This is a genomic window from Streptomyces echinoruber (assembly GCF_014651135.1).
Lineage (GTDB): Bacteria > Actinomycetota > Actinomycetes > Streptomycetales > Streptomycetaceae > Streptomyces > Streptomyces echinoruber.
In genome coordinates this window covers 336,564-350,985 of sequence record NZ_BMWH01000002.1, presented here as the reverse complement: position 1 = coordinate 350,985, position 14,422 = coordinate 336,564, and the positions used below count along the sequence as shown (strand labels likewise).

Sequence of the window (14,422 nt, the reverse complement as noted above, 5' to 3'; positions counted from 1 at the left end):
GACGGAGGCGCTGATGGACTGGGAGGCGTATGCGCGGCGCCTGGCGGCCGAGGTCGTCCGCCCGGAGTCCCGCTGGCACGGGCCGCTGGCCGGCGTGCCACGGCACGTCTTCGTCCCGCGCTGGTGGGAGAACACGGGCGGCCGGTGGAAGGCGAAGGACGGGCGGTCCCTGCCGGCAGACGAGTGGCTGCGCACCGTGTACAGCGACCGTACGCTCGTGACTCGGGTGGGTCCGTTGCACGCCGACGCTGCTCCAGCGGGCGCCGTCGTGACCGGGCGTCCCACGTCCTCCAGCCCCCTGCCCGGGCTGATCGTGCAGATGTACCGGCACGCGATGATCGCCGACGACTCCGAGGTGCTGGTCACCACGGGGACGGGCTACGGCACCGCCCTCGCCTGCCGGCGCCTCGGCGACAAGCAGGTGACGAGCATCGACGTCGACCCGGACCTTGTGGAACGGGCGGCAGACAGGCTTGCGATGACCGACTGCCGGCCCGAGCTGGCCGTCTGCGACATCACCGGTGACCTGCCAGGCCGGTACGACCGCATCGTGTCCACGGTGTCCGTGCGGCCCGTACCGGCGTCGTGGCTGGCTGCGCTGCGACCTGGCGGGCGACTGGTCACCACCATCGCTGGAACCGGACTGATCCTCACCGCGGACAAGACGGAGGACGGCGGAGCCGTGGGCCGCATCGCACGGGACCCGGCGGGGTTCATGCGCACACGGCACGGGGACGACTACGAAGCACCGGCCGAGGAGGTGTGGGAAACGGCGCAGCTCGCCGACGCCGACCAGGTGAGCACCAGCCGGTATCCACTGCTGTACGTGCCGGACTCCTGGGACGTCATGTCGATGCTGGAACTGGAGGTGCCGGGGATCGAGCACCGCGTCCAGCAGGACGGGGATGAGCGGACGGTGTGGATGGTGCACGCCGACGGGTCGTGGGCGCGGGCAACAGCTGCCGGATTCCTTGACGCGCCGACCGTGTATCAGGGTGGTCCGCGACGCTTGTGGGATGCGCTGGAACGCATCCGCAACCGGCTGAACCGTGAGGGAGGGCTGCCGGTCTACGGAGCCCGCGTGCGCATCTCCCCGGACGGTGAAACGACGCTGTCCCGGGGCGGTTGGTCCGTGACCCTGTAGGCCGGGCGAGATCACGACTCCGGCGGCCCCGCCTGTCTGCCACGAGAGCGGACGGGCGGGGCCTTTGGCGTCAGTCGACGAGGAGCGAGACCCGGGTGTCGAGCGCGGCGGCGATCCGCAGGAGGTCTCCGTAACGGGGATCTGCCTCGCCGGACTCGATGCGCTGGAGGTGGCTGCGGCTGATGCCGGTGGCCTCGCAGAAGGACTCCTGGGTGTGGTGCGCGGCCACCCGCAGATCGGCGATGCGGTCGCCCGGCTCGCGACGTCGTTCGATGATCCAGTCCGGGGCGTCGCGAGGCACTCGACAAAACTGGGCAGGGAGCCGGCTCCCTTCGTAGGCGGCTCCAGGCCCTGGGACTGTGGTCATGCGCTCGTACGGTCGATGGGGTCGGCCACGGTGCCGGAGTGGGGATGTCATGGGCGCGCTCCCCGAGCATCGGCAGGGCCGTGGGGCGCGTGTCTCTGGACGAGCTCCCTTCTTCGCAAGCCCAACCGGCATGCACCGAGAGCGGCTTGGGATCACACTGAGGACCAGTCGTCTGTCTCGGTGAAGGGTGTCTCGGTGAAGGGGCTTTCATGGCCGTGCTTGTCCGGCAGCAACACCTCGATGCCGATGTGGAGTACCACGGCTTTGGCTTTCAGGAGTCCGACGATGCCGATCTGCCGGTGCCGTTCCCGGACGACTTCGCCGAAGGTGTGTTCCTGAACCCCTTCCCCGGCCGTCTCGACGTCTACAGCGCCGGACATACGCACACCGCCGCGGTCACCGTGCAGGTGTGGGATGGCCCGCCGCCCGCAGAGAATCCCGGGAAGTGGGATGAGCAGGCTGAAGCGGATTTCGAGTCGGCGAGCGGTGAAGTTGCCGTGTGGTCCATGGGGTTGGGCCGCGCCGACGACGTGATCACGCTCTCGGACTCGGGCGGGTCGTGGCGTGTGCGCGTGAGCTGCAGTGGCCGGAGAGAAGCTGCTGCGCTGTCGGAGCAGGAGGGTACCGGCCACGGCGTGGAGAAGTACCTCGTGCAGTTCTGGCCCGCCGAGTCCTGAAGCCGAGAAGAGCTCTGTGGGCCCCGGGTCCCGTACCCCACGCCCATGCCTCGGGTCCTGTGCCCCGCACCCGGGGCACGGGCCTCGGAACCCACGGCCCCACGCCCGGAACCCACGGCCCCACGCCCCCGCCCCGGGGACCCCCGCCCGTGCCCCGGCCCCCGGCCCCGAAGACCACCCATTCGGCGGCACCCCGCACGGCCCCCTCCAAAAGGCGGTCCGCGCCGATCCCCCGCAGGATGCCGAAAAGGCCACCGACCGGTGCGCCGCGATGCCGCCGCCGATGGCGGCCCCACGATCCGCGCTCTCGGGAGGCTCCGCATGACCGCCACGCTGGAGCGGCTGCGCCGCTGCCACTTCGCCGTCGACCTGGGCGCGGCCCGCACCCGCGTCTACGTCCGGGGTTCCGGCCTGATCGTCGACCAGCCGTCGGTCGCCGCCGTGAACACCCGCACCGACGCGCTGATCGCGGTGGGTGAGTTCGCGGAGAAGATGACGGGCCGCACGCCGAACTACATCCGCGTGGTGCGCCCGATCTCCGGCGGCACGGTCGTCGACATCGAGATGGCGCAGCGCATGCTGCGGCAGCTGCTCGGCGGCAAGGTCCGCCGCTCGCTGCGCCGCAGGCCGTTCCTGCGCGCCGCGGCCTGCACCCCGCACGACGCCGATCCGCTCGCCCAGCGCGCCACGATCGAGACGCTGGTCGGGCTCGGCGCGCGCCGCGTGGAGCTGGTGGACACGCTGATCGCCGCGGCGGTCGGCTGCGGGCTGCCGGTGGAGCGGGCGGAGGCCACCATGGTGATGGTGTGCGGGGCGGCCGCCACGCAGGTGGCCGTGCTGTCGCTGGGCTCCATCGTGACCGCCGAACGCATCCCGGTCGGCGGCGAGGCCGTGGACCACGCGATCGTGCAGCACCTGCGGCACGAGCACGCGCTCGTGCTGCCCGCCCAGTCCGTGCGGCCCCTGCAGCTCGCCCTGTCCGGGAACGGCCTGAGCCCGCACGGCCCGGACTCCACCGAGATCCACGGCCGGGACGTGGCCACCGGGCTCGCCCGCTCCGTGCGCGTCGACACCGCGGCCGTCCGCGACGCCATCCAGACCCCGTTGACGGCGATCCTCGACGGCATCGGCAAGGTGCTGCGGGACTGCCCGCCCGACCTGGTCGCCGATCTCGCCGACCGCGGCATCACCATGGTCGGCGGCAGCGCTCTGCTGCCCGGCCTGGACCAGATGCTGCGGCAGTACACCGGCATGCCCGTGTACATCGCCGAACGTCCCGACACCTGCGCCGTCCAGGGCCTGGGCGCCATGCTGGAGGGCCGCATCCGGCCCCTGGTGCTGGACCCGCTGGCCGGCTGACCGCGCCCCACGGCCGCCCCCGCGCACTCCCCCGCCCCACCCCGCGCACTCCCCCGCCCCGAGTTGTGGACGGTGCCGAGAACGGTGAGCTGCCGGCCGCCCCCACGCGCTCCCCCGTCCCCCTACGCACGGCGTGCCCCCGCCGCTAGGGTGAGGTCACCGACGGCGACGACGAGGGGGCGCCGCGTGATCTCCACCCAGGCCACCGGCGGCGGTGCCGGTGTGACCCGTATCGGTGTCACCGGTCACCGGTCCCTGCCCGCCGCCCTGCTGCCGTCCCTGCGGGCCGCGATGCGCGCGCAGTTGCGCGGCGGCGGCGTCGTGGAGGCCCTCAGCAGTCTCGCGGCCGGCGCCGACCAGCTCTTCGCGGACGTCGCCCTGGACAGCGGGGTGCCGGTCACCGCCGTGATCCCGGGCATGGACTACGAGGCCCATCTCGGCGGCGACGAGGCGCTGGCCGGCTACCGCCGCCTGCTGAGGTCCTGCCGCCGCCGGGTGAAGCTGCCCCCGGCGCCCACCCACGAGGACGCCTACCTCGCCGCGGGCCGCTGGATCGTCGACCACGCCGACCGCCTGGTCGCCGTCTGGGACGGCCGCCCGGCCCGCGGCCGGGGCGGCACCGCCGAGGTGGTGGCGTACGCCCGCCACCAGGGGGTGCCGGTGACGGTGCTGTGGCGGGCTGGAGTGCTACGCGACTGACGTACCGTCACATCCCTTGCCGCGGGAGGGAGTACTAAGCGGCTGATCTTCCGTCATATCCCTTGCTGCAGAGGGGTGTTCAGCTTCCGAACCGCACCAGCCACTCCGTGTGCGCCGGCGACACCAGCCGCTCCGCCTCCGCCACCGCCTCCGCCCACCCCTCCCGCGTGACCGTGGTGGACATGGCCACCCGGAGTGTCTCCAGGTCCTGCTCGATCAGCGAGTGCGCGTATGTCAGCGGCCGGTGCCGGCGCACCTCCTGCCAGGCCACGCCGGCCGCCGCTCCCGCGCTGAGCAGGCCGGCCAGGTCCCAGCCGCCGATGACGCCGAGGGCCCGCAGCACCGCGGCGGCCAGCGCCAGCAGGGTCAGCGCGGCGGTGACGGCGGACCAGCGGGCGGAGGCGCGGTGGGCCTGGGCGGCGCGGTTCTTGTACCACACGGCCTGTTCCAGGAGCCGGTCGCGCAGATACAGGTCCCGGCGCACCTCGAAGGGCTTGGCCCGCACCGCGCGCATGGCGGGCGTGATCTGCGCCGTGCCGCGTGTCGCGGCCCCCTCGCGCGCGTCCTGCCAGCCGCATTTGCGCAGCTCCCGCAGCCGTTCCTCCAGGCGCTCGGCGAACAGGGCCTCCGGGTCGGGCACCCGGGAGTGGAAGGGGCCGCCGTGCACCATGTACTGCCAGGCCAGCGACTTCAGCAGCTCGGCGACGGCCCGGTGGGCCTGCCAGCGGGCCCGGGCCCGGCGCCGGGAGGTGTGCAGGCCGATCAGGACGGTCAGCGCGTACAGGGCCGCCGCCAGCGCCGCCGGTGCGTGGCCGCGTATCTGTTCGGCCGCGGTGGCGGCGGCCGTCGCCAGGAGCAGCAGGAGCAGGTGGGTGCGCACGGCCCGGAAGGACTCACTCTGACAGAGCAGCGCCAGTTGATCACTTTGCCGGAACAGCGGAGGAAGGTCCCCGTCGCCCAGCGTGCTGCGCGGTGGCGGTGTCAGCGTGGTCCCCATGGTCCCCCCATGCTCCCCCGTGGTTCCCCCGTGGTGCCCCGTTGGTCCCCCCCGTGACAGGGGCACGCTCCCACGGTTCAGAGTAGGGACCCAGCAGGGACTCGGACAGAGGCCGGACAGTCCCGGCGCCGCCGCCTTCGCGCCAACTTTCTGATGTATCGTCCGCTCAACGACCAGACCGCCTCGACGTGCGGCGGCACCCGGCACTGCGTCACGCTCCGGGTCACGGCCCACGACGGGCCGGCTGGGACCACCGATGGCGTTCGGCCATCCCGACCGAAGCGACGAGACGACCATGAACCTCCCCGTGACGACGGCGCGGACGCCGCGTTCGTCAGCCCCCGCCCAGCCATCCCGCCGGCACACGCCGCTGGCCGACATCGACCCGTACGCCCCGCGCACCGTGCGGGCCACCGAGCGCGCGACGCCCGTCCCGGCCTCCCGGTCGGTCACGTTCAACTCGAACGCCTGAATCCGCGCGGCGGTCACCCGGACGTGGGTGCCCGGGCCGTCGGCCCGGCCACGGCCGCCACGTCCGGCCCGGCCGCGACCGGCCAGGACCGACCGGGATTGGCCGGGATTGGAAGGGATTGGCCGGGATTGGCCGGAAGGTGTCGGCCGGGCGTGTCCGCCGGGAGAGCGGCCGTGCCGTGATGTCCGGTCTTCGCGATGCTTGAAGCCCGGACTTCTGCCACACTCGCCGCGTGACGAGTCAGCCCGGCGCTCCACCACCCCTGACGCAGCTGGTCCTGAAGGTGCACAGTCGGTGCGACCTGCTCTGCGACCACTGCTACGTGTACCGGCACGCCGACCAGAGCTGGGCCTCGCGCCCGGTGGTCGTCGCGCCGGAGACGGTACGGCTCGTCGCCGGGAAGTTCGCCGCGTACGCCGAGCGGCGCGGCCTGAGGTCCGTCTCGGTGATCCTGCACGGCGGTGAGCCCCTGCTGGCCGGTCCCGCCCGGCTGCGCGAGATCTGCGCCGAACTGACCCGCGCCCTGACGCCGGTCACCACCCTCGACTTACGGATGCACACCAACGCGGTGACGCTCAACCGGCGCCATTTGGAGGTGTGCCGGGAGTTCCGGGTCCGGGTCGGCGTCTCCCTGGACGGCCACCGGGAGGCCAACGACCGGCACCGCCTGGACCGGCGGGGACGCAGCAGCTACGACCGGGTGCTGCGCGGCATCCGCCTGCTGCGGGAACCGGAGTACCGGCACCTGTTCGCCGCGGTGCTGTGCACGGTGGACCTCGCCAACGACCCGGTCGCGGTGCACGACGCGCTCACCGCGCTCGACCCGCCCCGCATCGACTACCTGCTGCCGCACTCCACCTGGGACAACCCGCCGCCCCGTCCATCCGGCCGCCCCACCGCGTACGCCGACTGGCTGCTGGCGGTGTTCGACCGCTGGGAGCAGCAGGGCCGGAAGGTGCCGGTGCGCACCTTCGACTCGATCCTCAGCACCCTGCGCGGCGGCCCCAGCCTGACCGAGGCCCTGGGGCTGGCGCCCAGCGACCTCGCCGTGGTCGAGACCGACGGCGCCTTCGAGCAGGCGGACTGGCTCAAGACCGCGTACCCGGGTGCGCCGGAGACCGGGTACGACATCCGCCGGCACGGTTTCGAGGAGTTCGCCGCGCACCCCGGCGTGCGCGCCCGGCAGGCGGGCCTCGCCGGGGTCAGCGAGACCTGCCGCCGCTGCAGCGTGGTCGACTCCTGCGGCGGCGGCCTGTACGGGCACCGGTACCGCTCCGGGCGGGGCTTCGACAACCCCAGTGTCTTCTGCGCCGACTTGAAGGCGCTGATCGAGGGCATCGCGCACCGGGTGACCGACCGCTCCCTCTCCCCCGCCGTCCTGAACCCGGCCGAACTGCGCTACGCCCAGCTCGAGTTGGACCGGATGCTGCTGCGCCGGGTGCACGAGCAGCTGGCCGCCGAGCGGGACTGGGCGCCGGCCTGGCGGCTGCTGCTCGCCCTGGACGCCGACCCGGCGACGGCCGCCCGCCTCGACGAGGTCCTCGCCCACCCCTACGTCCGCACCTCCCTGCACCGCTCCCGGCGCGGCCCCGCCGACACCGCCCGCTTCATGTCCCTGGCCGTCGCCGCCGCCCTGCGTGCCGGCGCCGAGACCGCGCTGGCCTGGGAGCAGCCCGGCACCCGGCTGCACCTGCCGGGCCTGGGCACGTACGAGCTGGCCGCCCCCGGCCGGGTCGAGGTGACGGTGCGGGACGGCGGGTTCACCGTGCGCCGCGGCACCGCGGCGGCACGGATCCGGCTCGGCGAGGACGCCGCCCACCCGCGCTGGCGCCCGCTGCAGCGGCTGTGGCAGGACGGCCCGCTCGTCGACGACGCCGACCCCTACCGCGACTGCTTTCCGGCGCCCGTCGTGGCGCCGCTGGCATCCGGGGTGTTCGCCGAGCGCCTGGCCCGCGCCTGCGAACTGCTGGACAAGCACACGCCCGAGTGGCGCGGCGACCCGGGCGCGTTCCCCGTCACCACGCTCACCCCGCTGGCCCCGGGCAGCGGACTGCGGCTGGGCGCGCACGGGTTCGGCGCCCTCGGGGTGGCTATCGACGTCGAACCGGAGGACTTCGCCCGGCACCTGCCGCGCCTGGCGCGCCGCGCCCGGCTCGCCGCGCTGCGGGAGACCGCCGACCTGCACCTGCCCGGCAGCCCGGCCGGGGCCCTGCTGGACCAGGCCGACCAGGGGATCGGGGACGGCGCGTACGACACGGCCGCCGAGGCGCTGACGGCGCTCACCCTGCTGCCCGAGCGGGAGCTGACCCCGACCGGCGCGGTGCTGGCCGCCCGCCTGTGGTCCCAGTGGGCGGACGGCCGTGGGTGAGCCCGCGTCCGTCGGCGAACTGCCGTCGCTGCTGCGTAGGTTGGGGGTTCGGCCGGGCGGTGTCCTGATGGTGCACGCCGCGCTCGGCGGCACCGGGGCGCCGCCGGAGCGGGTGCGGGACGCCCTGCTGGACGTGCTCGGCCCGCGCGGCACTCTCGTCGTGCCCGCCTTCACTCCGGAGAACTCCGACACCTCCCGCGCGCACCGGGAGCTCACCGCCGGGCTGGACGCGCGGGAACTCGCCGCGTTCCGGGCCGCGATGCCGCCGTTCGAGCCGGACGCCACCCCGTGCCCGGCGATGGGCGCGCTCGCCGAGTGCGTCCGCACCACGCCCGGTGCCGTGCGCAGCGCCCACCCGCAGACCTCGCTGGCCGGACTCGGGCCGCGGGCACGGGAGTTGATGGACGGGCACGATCCGCACTGCCATCTCGGGGAGCGCTCGCCGCTGGCGCGGCTGTACGCGGCCGACGCGCAGATCCTGCTGCTGCGCGTCGGGTTCGAGGTGTGCAGCGCCTTCCACCTCGCCGAGTACCGCACCGTCCCGCGGCCGCCGCTGCGCGACTACCGGTGCGTGGTGGGCGGCAAGGGCAACTGGATCACCTACCGGGATCTCGCCCTGGACGACGGCGACTTCGCCGCCATCGGGGCGCGGCTGCCGCGTGCCCTGCTCCGGCGGGGCAGGTGGGCGGGGAAGCAGGTCGTCCTCCTCGGAATGCGGGCCGCCGTCGACCACGCCCGGGACCAGATGGCCGGATACCGCCATGGAATGGCGTGAAACCGGCGGCCCTTGCGGGCCACCGGTCGGGCACATTGTTGCTTCGATCGCACGAAGCCGTCGGCACCAGGCAGACCCTCGGCTCGGCGGCGGGCAGGGGGACGCGTGGACGCACCGGGACAGGGCCGCGGGGGGCCGCGGCACGAACGGCCCTACTTCTTCCTGAGTTACGCCCACACCCCGCCGTGGGGCCCGGACAGCGGGGACCCCGACCACTGGGTGCGCGTGCTGTACCGGGACCTGTGCACCCACATCATGGCGATCACCGACCTGCCCGCGGGCTTTCCGGTCGGCTTCATGGACCGGGAGATGCGCTCCGGGGAGGGCTGGCCGGAGAAGCTGGCGGAGAACCTCGCCACCTGCCGGGTGTTCGTGCCGCTGCTGTCGCCGCGCTACTTCTCCAGCGAGATGTGCGGCCGGGAGTGGTTCGCGTTCAACGAGCGGATGCTGCGCGCCCGGGCCACCGGCGCCGGCGGCGTCTCCGCCATTGTGCCCGCCCTGTGGACGCGGGTCGACCTGAGCGAACTGCCCGACTCCGTACGGCACGTCCACCTCGACCAGGCGGCCTGGGGCAGCCGGTACGCCACCGGCGGCATCTACGGGCTGATCAAACTGAAGCGGCTGCGCGACGAGTACGAGGAGATCGTGCTGAGCCTGGCCCAGCGGATCGTGGACGTCGCCCGCGAGTCCCCACTGCCGCCCGACCGGCCCCGCGACTACGAGAGCACCCCCAGCGCGTTCAAGCCGCGCGGCACCGGTCCCCGGCACATCCGTCTGACGGTGGCCGCGCCCACCCGGGACGCCCTGCCCGAGTACCGCGATCCCCGGCCCTACGGCGACGACCCGCGCGACTGGAACCCCTACCACTCGGAGTCCACGCGCCCGCTGTCCGCGCTCGCCGAGGACCTCATCCGCTCCCTGGACTACCGGGTCACCGTGGTCTCCTTCGACGACGAGGCCCCCGACGACCGGCCCGCACCGCCCCCGGACGCCGACGGCACCGGGGACACCGGCGCGTCCGGTACCGCCGGCGCCCACCCGGACGCCCACCCGCACGCCCACCCGGACACGGACGCGGACGGGCGGACCGCGGCGGGCCACCCCGGCATCCTGCTGGTCGACCAGTGGGCGCTCACCGACGAGGAGCGCCGGCGCAGACTGAAGGCGTTCGACGCGGGCGCCCGCCCCTGGGTCAGCGCGATCGTCCCCCGCAACCGCGCCGACCTGCAGTGCCACGGCGAGGAGGGGCGCCGCCTGGCCGAGGAGCTGGAGCGCGCGCTGCCGCTGGTGCTGGAGCGGGGCCGGCGCACCGACTGCCGGACGGCCGTCACCGGCGTCCCCACCCTGAAGGCCTTCACCGACCTGCTGCCCGCCGTGGTGGCGCACACCACCCGGCAGTACCTCAAGCACGCCGAGGCCCACCCGCCGGCGGGCCCGCACATCCCCAGGCCCCGTCTGCTGGGGTCCCCCTGTCCGCCGCCCCCGCCGGCGGGAGACCACGACGGAGACGGAGGAGAGGCATGACGGCCTTGCAGGACGGACGGACGACGGGCACGGACCCGGCGGCCGCGGGCACGGACCCGGCGGCCGCGGCCGCGGGCGCGGCGGACGGGCGGCGGGGCCGCGACGGGCGGATCATCACCTTCTACTCGTACAAGGGCGGCACCGGGCGCACCATGGCGCTGGCCAACACCGCGTGGATCCTCGCCGCGAACGGCAAACGCGTCCTGGCCGTCGACTGGGACCTGGAGGCCCCCGGCCTGCACCGCTTCTTCCACCCCTTCCTGGACCCCGACGCGCTGGCCGCCACCACCGGCGTCATCGACATCATCAACGACTACTCGTGGGCCGCGACCACCGGCCGGCACCGCACCGGCCCCTGGCACGAGGAGTTCGCCGACGTCGAGCAGCACGCCGTCTCCCTCGTCCCGGAGCGGCTGGGGCTGAGCTTCCCCGACGGCGGCTCGCTCGACTTCCTCTCCGCCGGCCGCCAGGACCGCGCCTACTCGGCCACCGTCTCCAAGCTGGAGTGGGACAACTTCTACGAGCGGCTCGGCGGCGGCCTGTTCCTGGAGGCGCTGCGCGCCGGCATGAAGCGGACGTACGACTACGTCCTGATCGACTCGCGCACCGGGCTGTCCGACAACGCCGACATCTGCACCATGCAGATGCCCGACGTCCTCGTCGACTGCTTCACGCTCAGCGACCAGTCCCTGGACGGCGCCGCCGGCGTGGCGCGCAGCGTCCGGCACCCGGAGCGCGACATCCGGGTGCTGCCGGTGCCGATGCGCATCGACGAGGGCGAGAAGGACAAGGTCGACGCGGGCCGCGCGCTGGCCCGGCTGAAGTTCGACGGGCTGCCCAAGGGGCCGGACGGGGAGCCGCTGAGCGGTGAGGAGACCACCGCCTACTGGGGCAGTGTGGAGATCCCCTACCGCCCGTACTACGCCTACGAGGAGACGCTGGCGACCTTCGGGGACGAGACCGGCGACCCCAAGTCGCTGCTGTCGGCGTTCGAACGGCTCACCGCGGTCCTCTCCGACGGGGAGGTGACCGCGCTGCCGCCGATCCCGGAACCGGTGCGGCAGCGCTGCCGTGACGCGTTCATCCGGCGCCGTCCGCCGGCCGGCGCCACCGAGGTCGTCGTGGCGTATCCGGCGGAGAACCGGATGTGGGCCGAGTGGCTGGAGTCGCTGCTGAAGCGGGCCGGCTGCGACACCACCCTGCACGACCTGTCCGCCGCCCCCCTCGGCCCGCCCGACGCCGCCGCCCGCACCCTGGTGGTGCTCTCCACCGCCCTGACCCGCTCCCGGCAGGCCGGTGCCGTCCTCGGCCTGCTGGCCGACCCCGGAATCCCGCCGGGCACCCTGGTGCCCCTGCGGGTGGAGGAGGTGCGGCTGCCGGAGGCGTACCCGGAGCCGCCCGGCCTGGTCGACCTGCACGGGCTGAACGAGTCGCAGTGCGCCGATGTCCTGCTCGGCGCGCTGAACCTGCGCCCGCAGCCGCCGCAGGAGGGCCCGGCCCTGCCCCGCTTCCCCGGCCGCACCCCCATGTACTGGAACGCGCCGCAGCGCAACAGCACCTTCACCGGGCGCGGCCGCATCCTGGAGGAGCTGCGGGAGCAGCTGCGCGGCGGCATGTCCGTCGTCCTGCCGCAGCCGCAGGCCCTGTTCGGTCTCGGCGGGGTCGGCAAGACGCAGATCGCGCTGGAGTACGTGCACCGTTTCATGGCCGACTACGACCTGGTGTGGTGGGTGTCCGCCGAGCACGTCGACAACGTGGTCGCCTCGCTCGCCGAACTCGGCGCCCGCATCGGCGCGCCCGGCGGCGAGGACATGGCGCTGACCAGTCAGGAGGCCGTCCACATGCTGGCGCGGGGGAAGCCGACCGAGCGGTGGATCCTCGTCTTCGACAACGCCGACGACCCCGCGCAGCTCACCCCCTACCTGCCGGCCGGCAGCGGCGGGCACATCCTCGTCACCTCCCGCAACCAGGCCTGGTCGCAGCGGGGCGCCACCCTCGCCGTCGACGTCTTCCAGCGGCAGGAGAGCGTCGAGCACCTCTCCCGGCGCGCCCCCGGCCTCACCCCCGAGGAGGCCGACCAGGTGGCGACCGCCGTCGGCGACCTGCCGCTCGCCGTGGAGCAGGCCGCGGCCTGGCTCGCCGAGACCGCCACCCCCACCGGCGAGTACCTGCGCCGGCTCACCGAGCAGACGGCCGCGGTGCTGGCCCTCAACCAGGCCGCCGACTACCCCGAGACGGTCGCCGCGACCTGGAACATCTCCATCGAGCGGCTCAAGGAGCGCTCCCCCGCGTCGGTGCGGCTGCTGCAGCTGTGCGCCTTCCTCGCCCCCGAGCCGATCTCCTCCAAGCTGCTGTACGGCAAGGAGATGATCGAGGCGCTCAAGCCCTACGACCCCTCCCTGCAGGAGAGCCTGCTGCTGGGCCGGGTCATCCGGGAGATCGGCCAGCTCGCGCTCGCCAAGGTCGACCAGGTCTCCAGCTCCGTCCAGGTGCACCGCCTGGTGCAGGCGGTGATCCGCTCCCAGATGAGCGAGGACGAGCAGCGGCAGGCCCGGCACGTGGTGCACACCGTGCTGGCGGGCGCCCGCCCGGACGGCGACGAGCCGGTGGACGACAACAAGAGCTGGGGCCAGTTCGACGTCATCTGGCCGCACCTGGCCGCCGCGGACGTGCGCAACTGCCGGGAGGCCGAGCCGCGCCGGCTGCTCATCGACCGGGTCCGCTACCTGTGGAAGCGCGGCGAGCTGGTGCGCGCCCAGCAGCTCGCCGAGGAGCTGCTCGCCCACTGGCGTGCCCTGCTCGGCGAGGACGACGTGCAGTCCCTGTACCTGGAGTGGCAGCTCGCCAACGTGCTGCGCTCGCAGGGCCGGTACGTCGAGGCCCGGGAGATCGACGAGAGGCTGCGCGAGCGGCAGCGCCGGGTGCTGGGCACCACCCACCCGCACACCTACGTCACCACCTCCAGCCTCTCCAGCGACCTGGCCGCGCTCGGCGAGTACACGCGGGCGGTGCAGCTCGCGAAGGAGGCGCACGAGGGGTTCAGCCAGATCTTCCACGAGTCCCACCCGCGCACCCTGAACGCGGCGAACAACCTGGCGCTGGCCCTGCGCATGGTCGGCGACTACCGGGAGGCCCTGCGCATCGACCAGGAGACCCACGCCCGCCGCACCGGCGTCCTCGGCCCCGACCACCCCTACACCCTGGCCTCCGCCGAGGGCCGCGGCCGCGACCTGCGGGAGGTGGGCCGGTACACGGAGTCCGTGGAGGTGCTGGAGCGGGCCTACGCCCAGTACAAGCAGACGCTGGGCAAGGAATTCCCGGGCACCCTGCGGTGCGCCAAGTCGCTCGCGGTGTCGCTGCGCCGCTCGGGCCGGTTCGAGGACGCCCGGCGGCTGACCACGGCCACGCTGGAGCGGTACCGGGCGCTGCCCGAGACCACCCCCGACTCGCTGGCCTGCGAACTCAACCTCGCCGCCGACCTGTACGCGGCCGACGAGCAGGAGGAGGCCCGCCGGGTGGCCCAGCGGGTGCTCGCCGCGTACCTGAAGGTGCCGGGCGAGGCCCACCCCTACACCCAGGCCGCGCTGAACAACCTGGGCATCTTCCACTGGGGCTGCGGCGACGCCGAGCAGGCCGAGGCCGTCTTCCGGCGCGTGCTGGGCCGTATGACGGAGGTGCTCGGGGACCGCCACCCCCACACCCTGTTCTGCTCGGCCAACTACGCCATCGTGCTGGCCGGCACCGACCGGCCGGAGGAGGCCTGGCAGCGGGAGAAGCACGCGATGGACGCGCTGCGCGAGGTGCTCGGCCCGCAGCATCCCGAGACCCTCGCCGTGGTCGGCAACGCCGCCCTGACACTGCACGCCCTCGGCCGCACCGACGAGGCCCGCCTGCTGCGCGAGGAGGCCCTGACCCAGCTGGTGCGGCAGCTCCGGCAGCTCGGCGAGAACAACGGCATCACCCACTTCACCACCCACGAGCGGCGCGTGTACCGGGACCTGGAGCCGCTGGCGGTGTGACCGGCGGCGCCCTCGCGGGCC

General features: G+C 74.0%; 11 protein-coding genes. 9 read left to right on the top strand and 2 right to left on the bottom strand.

Features of this window, described 5'->3' with window-relative positions; all coding sequences use genetic code 11:
- Positions 1 to 13: 13 nt before the first annotated feature.
- Positions 14 to 1,144, top strand: a complete 1,131-nt coding sequence (locus IE225_RS04600; RefSeq protein ID WP_190055992.1) for a methyltransferase domain-containing protein — start codon at positions 14 to 16, stop codon at positions 1,142 to 1,144.
- Between the two features lie 70 nt (positions 1,145 to 1,214).
- Here the strand turns inward: IE225_RS04600 and IE225_RS04595 are convergent, their stop codons facing one another.
- A complete protein-coding gene (locus tag IE225_RS04595; RefSeq protein WP_229879233.1) occupies positions 1,215 to 1,445 on the bottom strand; it encodes a helix-turn-helix domain-containing protein in 231 nt (76 codons plus the stop codon).
- A gap of 275 nt (positions 1,446 to 1,720) precedes the next feature.
- Here IE225_RS04595 and IE225_RS04590 point away from each other — a divergent pair, with 275 nt between their 5' ends.
- The 3 genes from IE225_RS04590 to IE225_RS04580 all read left to right on the top strand — a co-directional run bounded on the left by IE225_RS04590 (position 1,721) and on the right by IE225_RS04580 (position 4,246).
- The gene (locus tag IE225_RS04590; protein ID WP_190055990.1) at positions 1,721 to 2,188 is read left to right on the top strand and encodes a hypothetical protein; all 468 of its coding nucleotides are present in this window, start codon (positions 1,721 to 1,723) and stop codon (positions 2,186 to 2,188) included.
- 321 nt (positions 2,189 to 2,509) lie between these two features.
- Positions 2,510 to 3,547 carry a rod shape-determining protein gene (locus IE225_RS04585; RefSeq protein WP_190055989.1) on the top strand — a complete coding sequence of 346 codons (1,038 nt, stop codon included), beginning with the start codon at positions 2,510 to 2,512 and terminating at the stop codon, positions 3,545 to 3,547.
- Positions 3,548 to 3,769: 222 nt separating this feature from the next.
- Positions 3,770 to 4,246, top strand: coding sequence for a hypothetical protein (locus tag IE225_RS04580; protein WP_190056106.1), 477 nt, complete (start codon positions 3,770 to 3,772; stop codon positions 4,244 to 4,246).
- Between the two features lie 79 nt (positions 4,247 to 4,325).
- On the opposite strand, the gene IE225_RS04575 is transcribed toward IE225_RS04580, so the two are convergent.
- On the bottom strand, positions 4,326 to 5,243 hold the full coding sequence (locus tag IE225_RS04575; protein ID WP_190055988.1) for a DUF4231 domain-containing protein: 918 nt from the start codon (positions 5,241 to 5,243) through the stop codon (positions 4,326 to 4,328).
- 295 nt (positions 5,244 to 5,538) lie between these two features.
- Between IE225_RS04575 and IE225_RS04570 the strand changes: the two genes are divergently transcribed.
- From IE225_RS04570 to fxsT, 5 genes are all read left to right on the top strand, one after another.
- Positions 5,539 to 5,715: a hypothetical protein gene (locus IE225_RS04570; RefSeq protein WP_190055987.1), complete on the top strand. Its 177-nt coding sequence runs from the start codon at positions 5,539 to 5,541 to the stop codon at positions 5,713 to 5,715.
- Between the two features lie 232 nt (positions 5,716 to 5,947).
- Positions 5,948 to 8,083: a radical SAM/SPASM protein FxsBH, inactivated beta-hydroxylase extension form gene (gene fxsBH, locus IE225_RS04565; RefSeq protein ID WP_190055986.1), complete on the top strand. Its 2,136-nt coding sequence runs from the start codon at positions 5,948 to 5,950 to the stop codon at positions 8,081 to 8,083.
- 67 nt (positions 8,084 to 8,150) lie between these two features.
- Positions 8,151 to 8,858 carry an AAC(3) family N-acetyltransferase gene (locus IE225_RS04560; protein WP_190056105.1) on the top strand — a complete coding sequence of 236 codons (708 nt, stop codon included), beginning with the start codon at positions 8,151 to 8,153 and terminating at the stop codon, positions 8,856 to 8,858.
- A 105-nt stretch (positions 8,859 to 8,963) separates the two neighbouring features.
- Positions 8,964 to 10,382, top strand: a complete 1,419-nt coding sequence (locus tag IE225_RS04555) for a TIR-like protein FxsC (RefSeq protein ID WP_190055985.1) — start codon at positions 8,964 to 8,966, stop codon at positions 10,380 to 10,382.
- Positions 10,379 to 14,401: an FxSxx-COOH system tetratricopeptide repeat protein gene (gene fxsT / locus IE225_RS04550; protein ID WP_190055984.1), complete on the top strand. Its 4,023-nt coding sequence runs from the start codon at positions 10,379 to 10,381 to the stop codon at positions 14,399 to 14,401. The genes IE225_RS04555 and fxsT overlap by 4 nt, the downstream gene beginning before the upstream one ends.
- Positions 14,402 to 14,422: the final 21 nt, after the last annotated feature.

Excerpts from the sequence above, each read along its gene's own strand:
- IE225_RS04600 (WP_190055992.1), top strand. The coding sequence starts at position 14 with ATGGACTGGGAGGCGTATGCGCGGCGCCTGGCGGCCGAGGTCGTCCGC.
- IE225_RS04590 (WP_190055990.1), top strand. The coding sequence starts at position 1,721 with ATGGCCGTGCTTGTCCGGCAGCAACACCTCGATGCCGATGTGGAGTAC.
- IE225_RS04585 (WP_190055989.1), top strand. The coding sequence starts at position 2,510 with ATGACCGCCACGCTGGAGCGGCTGCGCCGCTGCCACTTCGCCGTCGAC.
- IE225_RS04575 (WP_190055988.1), bottom strand. The coding sequence starts at position 5,243 with ATGGGGACCACGCTGACACCGCCACCGCGCAGCACGCTGGGCGACGGG.
- IE225_RS04570 (WP_190055987.1), top strand. The coding sequence starts at position 5,539 with ATGAACCTCCCCGTGACGACGGCGCGGACGCCGCGTTCGTCAGCCCCC.
- IE225_RS04560 (WP_190056105.1), top strand. The coding sequence starts at position 8,151 with ATGGTGCACGCCGCGCTCGGCGGCACCGGGGCGCCGCCGGAGCGGGTG.
- fxsT (WP_190055984.1), top strand. The coding sequence starts at position 10,379 with ATGACGGCCTTGCAGGACGGACGGACGACGGGCACGGACCCGGCGGCC.